Here is a 7,677-nt window from a genome sequence, read left to right as displayed (position 1 = left end):
CGGGGGGTTGTGCAAAAAATCTTGGCCGAGCGTCAGGGTGTGAGTTCTTTAGAAGCTAGAGGGCGTCGGGGCTGCGAGTGATTTAGCGGTAGAATGGCTTCAGGTGTCATGCTTCCGGGGCAATATGAGGATGAAATTACTGGCCTGAATTACAACTGGCATCGGGATTATGATCCGAGCTTGGGTAGATATATTCAGAGTGATCCTTTAGGTCTTTATGATGGGCCGAATACTTACGGGTATGTTCATCAGAATCCGATAAATAAATTTGATCCAACAGGTGAAGCAGTTTTTCTTGCAGCTCCCGCCGTTCCAGCTGCTATAGAAGTATTGGGTGCTTCCGCATCTTTAGCCACTGCATGGTGGGTTGGAACTAATAATAATCAATTACAAAGCCAAAGCTGTCCAGGTACGCCGTCTGGTGATCCGGATTGTGATAAATTGAATAAAGATGTTCAGGATGCAAAAAAGGAAATTAAGAACAAGTTTACAGGTGTTGGTGCTGCGTGTAGGCCTGGAATGAGCAAGTGGCAATTAAATGATAGAAAAGCTAGTTGGCTACGACTAGCTAGGGCCAGAACTATTAGTATTCAACGTTGCTGGAATGGTGGCGATGAAAATCATCAATCAGAAACAGGCTCTGCTTGGTCTCATGTTCAAAACTGTGATGCCTTGATTGGAGCGTTATAAGATAATGTGTGATCGAGAATCATTAATTTTAGATATTGAAAAAGCATTTAAAAATGTATGTTTAGGTGAAGGTATTGGAGTTTTTGAAGCTAATGCCATAGATGATTTTTCTTCTGAAGAAATAAAAGGTTCCCAGAGAGAAAAGGACGTTCGCGATAACTGGAAGTTAATACCTGATGATGTTATCGATGAGCATTACCATTCATTATCTTTTATGGATGATGATGGCTTCAGGTTTGCGATACCTTCTTTTATGATATTTTCTTTAAAGTATTTTGATAGTTCAGCTTCGGCAGCAATAGATGCGACTATATTCACTTTAGCAAAAACTCGGGATTGGGGTTTTCTTTCGGCTGAACAAAAAAGAGTCATCGCTTCATTTTTAAAGTACATTGTAATCGAAGCAGAAAATCACGTTGATACATTTCAAGCTTCACTAGCATACGAAAATATCTGGGCTGAGTACGACGAATAATGAGCTTTAAAAAATTAATTAGAGAGAAAGAAATGAAAAAATTATTGATTTCTGTGGCACTTGTTTTTATATCAAATTCTGTTGTCGCAGATTCTAGAGAAGAAAAAATTCAAACTCTTATGGATGTACAAGGTATTTTTAAGATTTTTGAGGAGCAATTGGAGGTCGCTAGGGTGCAATCAGAGAGTGTTGCATTACAAATAATGGATCAAACAGCTAAAAACTTACAGTTTAATGAGAAATACAAAGTGAGAATGGAACTGGCATTCAATGCATATATGGGCAAAGTTACTAATCCATGGTCTGTAGCAGAACTTGTTTCTGTTTGGATGGAGCACTACGGAAAACACTTTACGGATGAGGAGTTAGATCAACTAATCGTTTTTTACACATCTGAAATTGGAAAAAAAGATATAGCGGCATCACAGAAAGCATTAGCTGAATTTACTACTCATTTCCAGAAGCTTGGAACACCGATAATTGAAAATGCTTATAATGAATTCATCACAGAACTTAAACAGGCGGTTATAGACTGTAATTGTCCGCGCATTCAATCTTCCCCATAATCGGACACATCGCCACTCCGCCGCAATGCGGCTTCGGGCAGCGCTGCACTTCGTTGCGCACTGCATAGTCAATAAGGCTGCTCTGTCCTATGTCATGCCGCTTGCAAATTCGCAGCGGCATTTTTATTAGCACCGTCATCACTTCCCCTTTTAGCCGCTAAAAAATCCTCGCAGTGGGCAAGCGTCACGCCATACTCCATAGCCCTTTCCAAGCCGTGCCTCCCCCGTCGTGCTGCGCACGTCTCCCCGCCCTAAAACCCTACCCGCCAAAGTGGGTCACGTTCAGTGGTCATCCGTTCGTTAGCACGTTGTAAAAAACAATCGCGCAAACCGCAGCAATAAAGCGGGCAGGGTTCGGGCTGGCCGCACGGCTGGTTTACCCCCTAGCCCCCAAGGGGGAACAGGTTCTGTGGCGGCAAAGCCGCTTTTAAAAAATCTATTTCCTATCCCCCAACCCCCTTTAGCAAAAGGGGGCAATGTCCGTGGCAACGTCACCCGCGTGTCTGCTTGCTTGCCTTTTTAGGTTAGCGACGTGCTCGGCAGGTCAAGGCCAAGCCCTGCGGGTGCTGCGCAGCCTTGACCGGCCTGTGCGCGACGCTGGCGGGTGGCGGCAAACAAACCGCCACTCAAGAGGAGAAAAGGCAATGGTAAATGTTCCACCCGTCGCAAGAAAGATCATCGAAACCGCCAATGAATTAGCCACAAATGGAAGAACCGGCGCCAGCACCGGCGAAATTATCGCGGCAGCGTTCGTGTTAGATCGAATGGATTTTATCCCGGATGGTTACAGTGTGGTTGAGGCCTGGGATCGCATCGATGATCTTCAGGAAATTGTTCGAAAAATACGGAGTGAATACGATGATTTAGTGGTGCCTTGGTAAGGCACAAGGGGCGCGTTGCGCCCCTTTGAAAAAATTAAGCGGATTGCTGTTGCTGAATTAATGCGTCTAGCATCTCACTAATAAACTTCTGTTTAGTTCGTGGCAGTTGTGAAATCTGTTCCAGCTGCTGTTGTAGTTTAGGTGTTGGGCCACGCTTATTTTTACTGGGTTTTTTAGGTTCATTCACTAACTCATCAATACTCACATCCAGCGTTTGGCAGAGTGTTTGCAATGTACTCACAGCCATTCTTAATCGCCCGACTTCATAATGAGCCAACGTTTGTTGTGATACTCCAATAGCTTCGGCGAGTTGTACTTGAGTGAACCCATGTTCTTTCCTCAGCGTGGCAATACGTTTACCCATTGCCTCGTACAGGGCCTTGTCGGTGCTTGTCATCGGTGGCGTCCAGTCAATGATTGAAGCCATAGCATAACCCCCGTTTCTGAATTTATAGTTGACTTTACTCTTCTTAAGAGTAATCTTCAACAGAGTTATTTTTACTCTTTTGGTATTGACAGGGTTTTTAGGACATGGGGTGGCAAAATGGCCAGAATCGCTGAAGAAGTGATCAATAAAATAAAAAGCGGCATCTCACTGGTTCGCCTCGCTGAAAGCCAAGGCTTCGAACTGGTGAAGCAGGGGAAAGATTACGCGGTGTGTTGCCCGTTCCACGAAGAAAAAACCCCGTCGTGCATCATCAGCCCGGAATCGAATTTATTTAACTGCTTCGGCTGTGGGGCCGGAGGTTCGGTGATTGACTGGGTGATGAAAACCCAAAGTGTCAGCTTCCGCTTTGCCTGCGAAATGTTGCAAAAAGACTTGGGCGTGATCGCAGAAAACAGCACGAGTGCAAAAATAAAAAACACCAAGACGAAATTAGCGGCGCCGTTGTCGGCGGATGCGGATAGCCAAACGGCGTTGCGTCAGGTCATCGATTTTTACCACGACACCTTTAAACAATCCCCGGAAGCGCAAGACTATTTACGTCAACGTGGGTTAGAGAGTGCGGAATTAATCGAGCACTTCAAACTTGGCTTTGCCAATCGCACCTTGGGGTATCACCTGCCTGAAAAAAACCGCAAAGCCGGAAAGGAATTGCGGGGCAAGCTTCAAGAGATCGGCATCTTACGAGAAAGCGGCCACGAGCATTTTAATGGCTCGTTGGTGGTGCCGGTGTTCGATGAAAACGGTGTGATTACCGAAGTTTACGGGCGGAAATTACTCGACAACTTGCGCAAAGGCACGCCCAAACACACGTATTTACCGGGGCCACACGATGGCGTTTTTAACGAAAAAGCCCTGAAAAACCAGAGTGAAATCATTCTCTGTGAATCGTTAATCGATGCCATGACCTTCTGGGTACACGGCTTTAGAAATGTCACCGCCAGCTACGGCACACAGGGTTTTACCGCTTCCCATTTAGCCGCCTTTAAACGTTACGGAATCAAACGGGTGTTGATTGCTTACGACCGCGACGACCCCGGTAACACCGGCGCCGACAAGCACGCCGTGATGATGCAAGCCGAAGGCATCGACTGTTTTAGAATCTTGTTTCCCCAAGGCATGGACGCCAATTCTTACGCGCTTCAAGTGACACCAGCTCGCAAGAGTTTAGAGTTGGTGATCAGAAAAGCGGAATGGTTGGGCAACGGAAAACCACCGGAAATTACGACAGAAATGGCGGTGGAGGTCACGGAAGAAAATTCTCACTCGGCATTTATCGAGGAATTAGAGTCTTCTCTTTTAGCGGCTTCAGAAGAAGTGGAAGAGCCAGAAAATGAAACCGAAGTTGACGGTGTGGCAGAGGAAAAAAACGAAGCGATAGAACTTCCCCCTTTAGCCGCCAGTCCGTTACCGCAAACACCGGACGACGGCATCCGTTATGAAATCTCCGAACACCAAATCCTGTTAGACATCGGTGGTCGGGGGTATCGAGTGCGGGGCTTGACGACCAACGCCGACAACAGCCATTTAAAAATTAATTTAATGGCGTTTAACGACAACGGCTTCCACAACGACACGTTAGAACTTTATAACGCCAAGCAACGCCAGGTGTTTATCAACCAGGCACACCTTGAGCTGGGTGTGAAAGACGAGGTGATTAAAAAAGACTTGGGCAAGGTGTTGTTAAAACTGGAAGCTTTGCAAGATCAAAGTGCGCTGGAAAACATCGAGCCAGAATCAAAACTCCCAGAGATCACCACGGAAGAAAAAAGCGCGGCATTGCAGTTACTGAACGATAAACACCTACTGGCTCGCATTGCCAACGACTTTAACCGCATCGGCTTGATCGGCGAAGACAGCAATAAATTAGTGGGTTACTTGGCGTGTGTGTCGCGGAAATTACACCGGCCACTGGGTGTGGTTATCCAGTCTTCGAGTGCGGCTGGTAAGTCGTCGTTGATGGAAAGTATTTTAAAACTGATGCCGCCCGAAGAGCGCATTCAATACTCGGCCATGACCGGGCAAAGCTTGTATTACCTCGGAGAAACCAGCTTAAAACACAAAATCCTCGCCATCGCCGAAGAAGAAGGGGCCAGCAACGCGAGCTACGCCTTAAAACTTTTACAGTCAGAAGGTGAAGTCACCATCGCCAGCACCGGCAAAGACGAAGCCACTGGCGATTTAGTGACGAAAGAATATCGGGTAGAAGGCCCGGCCCAGTTGTTTATGACGACCACGGCCATCGACATTGATGAGGAATTATTAAACCGCTGTTTAGTGTTGAGCGTGGATGAAAGCCAAACTCAGACAAAAGAAATCCACCAACGACAACGCTTCGCGGATACGTTGGATGGCTTGTTTATGCAGTCGGAAAGTGACGAGTTAATCGAGCAGCATCGTAACGCGCAACGGTTGTTAAAATCGTATGCCATCGTCAATCCCTACGCCGAACAATTAACCTTCCTCAGCGACAAAACCAGAACCCGCCGCGACCACATGAAGTACTTAACGCTGATTAAAACCATCACGTTATTGCACCAATACCAGCGGGAAATAAAAACGGAAACGCGAGGCGACCACACCGTGGAATATCTCGAAGTCACGCTCAATGACATTGAAATGGCCAATCAATTAGCCCACCAAGTGCTCGGAAGAACGCTTGATGAATTACCGCCGCAGACAAGAAAATTATTAACGCTGATACAAACGTGGGTGGAAAAAGAGTGCAAAAGCCAGCAGCTGGCACAGAGTGACTTCCGTTTTAGCCGCCGTCATGTGCGCGAACTCTGCGGCTGGAGTGAAACTCAAGTTAGAACCCATATGCAGCGATTAATGGAAATGGAATATCTGTTGTCTCATCGCGGTGGTCGTGGTCAGTCCTTCGAATATGAGTTGTTGTATCAAAACGAAGGCAACGACGGTGAAGCGTTTATGCTGGGATTATTAAACGTAGAGCAATTAACTCACACCGCGACGTCAGCAAAAAATAACACTATGACAACCACTTCGCGGGGTGAATCGCCGGAGTTCGCGGGGTCATCGCGGCCCCATCGCGGGGGGATCGCGGAGTCAGAAAAAACCACGCAGCCCTTGAATGGTAAGGCTTACAGAGAAACCTCGTGGGTTGAGCCAGAAAATGATTATCTCGCTGTAAAAAATAACGACATCGTAAATGCAGTATCATCGTAGCGGTAATTAAAAAATGCTTCGTAAAAAACGCCACAACGCACGCTTTGATCGTAAGCGGGAGGTTGCCCCAAACGGTTTATACCCGTACATGGTGCATTACTTGGAATGGGCCAAAACCGTTAATCAATGTTCGCCAGATACATTAAGACGTCGCGACGGTTCACTGCGTCGATTTATTGCGTGGTGTGATGAGCGGGGTTTACATCACCCCGGCGACATTACTTTACCCATCTTAGAGCGCTACCAACGGTATTTATTTTATTACCGCAAAGACAACGGCGAGCCTCTGTCTTTAAGTTCTCAGAATGTCATGCTCTCGCCGTTAAAATCCTTCTTTAAATGGCTCACCCGAGAGCGCCACATTCCCAGCAACCCCGCCAGTGAAATGCAGTTACCGAAACGGCCTCGACAATTACCCAAGATTGTGTTGCATCGAGACGAAATAGAACAAGTGCTAAGACAGCCAGACATTAAAACACCGGATGGCTTGCGAGATCGGGCCATTCTTGAAGTGCTCTACGCCACCGGCATGCGCCGCATGGAAGTGTGTAACCTCCAACGCCATCATGTCGATAAGCATCGTAATGCGGTACTGATCCAGCAAGGTAAAGGCCGAAAAGACCGATTCGTCCCGATGGGTGAACGGGCGATGGGTTGGGTAAAGCGCTACTTGGAAGAAGCTCATCCTCGGCTCGTGGGTTACGACTATGAAGCCCTGTTCATCAACGATTATGGGGAGCAGTTTACTCGCTGTGGCATGTCAAAAATGGTGAAAAAGCGCTTCCGTGAAGCAGGTGTGACTCAGGTGGGCTGTTGCCACCTGTTACGTCATGCTTGTGCCACTCACATGCTGGAAAATGGCGCGGATATCCGAGTTATCCAAGCCCTGCTGGGCCACACAGACTTAAACACGACGCAAATTTATACCCACGTCAATATCGATCATTTATCGAAAATCCATTCCGCTACTCATCCCGCCTTGATCGAGTCCTTCGGCGATTAGAATCTCTCCAGCCTGATTACTTAAACACCCAACACCCCACAAGATGGCACGGTAAACCGCGCTCAACTTGCGTTGGTGTTACGCTGTGTTTAGGATGCAAAACCGTGTCGGCGTGTGGCGTTGTTGGCCAAAAAAGCGCGTCGGGGGGTTGTGCAAAAAATCTTGGCCGAGCGTCAGGGTGTGAGTTCTTTAGAAGCTAGAGGGCGTCGGGGCTGCGAGTGATTTAGCGGTAGAATGGCTTCAGGTGTCATGCTTCCGGGGCAATATGCGGATGGAGAGACAGGCTTAAGTTACAACTGGCATCGGGATTATGATGCGAGCTTGGGTAGATATATCACCTCCGACCCCATTGGATTAAATGGCGGTATTAATACCTATGGTTACGCATACCAAAATCCAATAAATAATTTTGACCCTGATGGCCGATT

8 protein-coding genes are annotated in these 7,677 nt (G+C 47.2%); 7 read left to right on the top strand and 1 reads right to left on the bottom strand.

What is annotated here, in order from left to right; translation table 11 throughout:
- Positions 1-93: 93 nt before the first annotated feature.
- The 4 genes from LU351_RS19735 to LU351_RS19720 all read left to right on the top strand — a co-directional run bounded on the left by LU351_RS19735 (position 94) and on the right by LU351_RS19720 (position 2,612).
- Positions 94-690 (top strand): RHS repeat-associated core domain-containing protein, encoded by a 597-nt coding sequence (locus LU351_RS19735; protein ID WP_232595816.1) that lies wholly within the window; start codon positions 94-96, stop codon positions 688-690.
- Positions 691-694: 4 nt separating this feature from the next.
- Positions 695-1,165, top strand: a complete 471-nt coding sequence (locus LU351_RS19730; RefSeq protein ID WP_232595815.1) for a DUF6714 family protein — start codon at positions 695-697, stop codon at positions 1,163-1,165.
- On the top strand, positions 1,165-1,731 hold the full coding sequence (locus tag LU351_RS19725) for a DUF2059 domain-containing protein (RefSeq protein WP_232595814.1): 567 nt from the start codon (positions 1,165-1,167) through the stop codon (positions 1,729-1,731). The genes LU351_RS19730 and LU351_RS19725 overlap by 1 nt, the downstream gene beginning before the upstream one ends.
- A gap of 644 nt (positions 1,732-2,375) precedes the next feature.
- Positions 2,376-2,612 (top strand): hypothetical protein, encoded by a 237-nt coding sequence (locus LU351_RS19720; protein ID WP_232595813.1) that lies wholly within the window; start codon positions 2,376-2,378, stop codon positions 2,610-2,612.
- 34 nt (positions 2,613-2,646) lie between these two features.
- On the opposite strand, the gene LU351_RS19715 is transcribed toward LU351_RS19720, so the two are convergent.
- Positions 2,647-3,039, bottom strand: coding sequence for a helix-turn-helix domain-containing protein (locus LU351_RS19715; RefSeq protein WP_232595812.1), 393 nt, complete (start codon positions 3,037-3,039; stop codon positions 2,647-2,649).
- A gap of 117 nt (positions 3,040-3,156) precedes the next feature.
- On the opposite strand from LU351_RS19715, the gene LU351_RS19710 reads away from it, so the two are divergent.
- The 3 genes from LU351_RS19710 to LU351_RS19700 form a co-directional block, all read left to right on the top strand.
- A complete protein-coding gene (locus LU351_RS19710) occupies positions 3,157-6,246 on the top strand; it encodes a CHC2 zinc finger domain-containing protein (protein ID WP_232595811.1) in 3,090 nt (1,029 codons plus the stop codon).
- A 13-nt stretch (positions 6,247-6,259) separates the two neighbouring features.
- The gene (gene xerC, locus LU351_RS19705) at positions 6,260-7,249 is read left to right on the top strand and encodes a site-specific tyrosine recombinase XerC (protein WP_232595810.1); all 990 of its coding nucleotides are present in this window, start codon (positions 6,260-6,262) and stop codon (positions 7,247-7,249) included.
- A 234-nt stretch (positions 7,250-7,483) separates the two neighbouring features.
- The coding region (locus tag LU351_RS19700) for an RHS repeat-associated core domain-containing protein (protein WP_232595809.1) at positions 7,484-7,677 on the top strand (194 nt) is incomplete at its 3' end.

The organism is Marinibactrum halimedae (genome assembly GCF_021234875.1).
In the GTDB taxonomy this organism is placed as follows: Bacteria; Pseudomonadota; Gammaproteobacteria; order Pseudomonadales; family Cellvibrionaceae; genus Marinibactrum; species Marinibactrum halimedae.
This window is presented reverse-complemented; position numbering and strand designations above follow the sequence as displayed.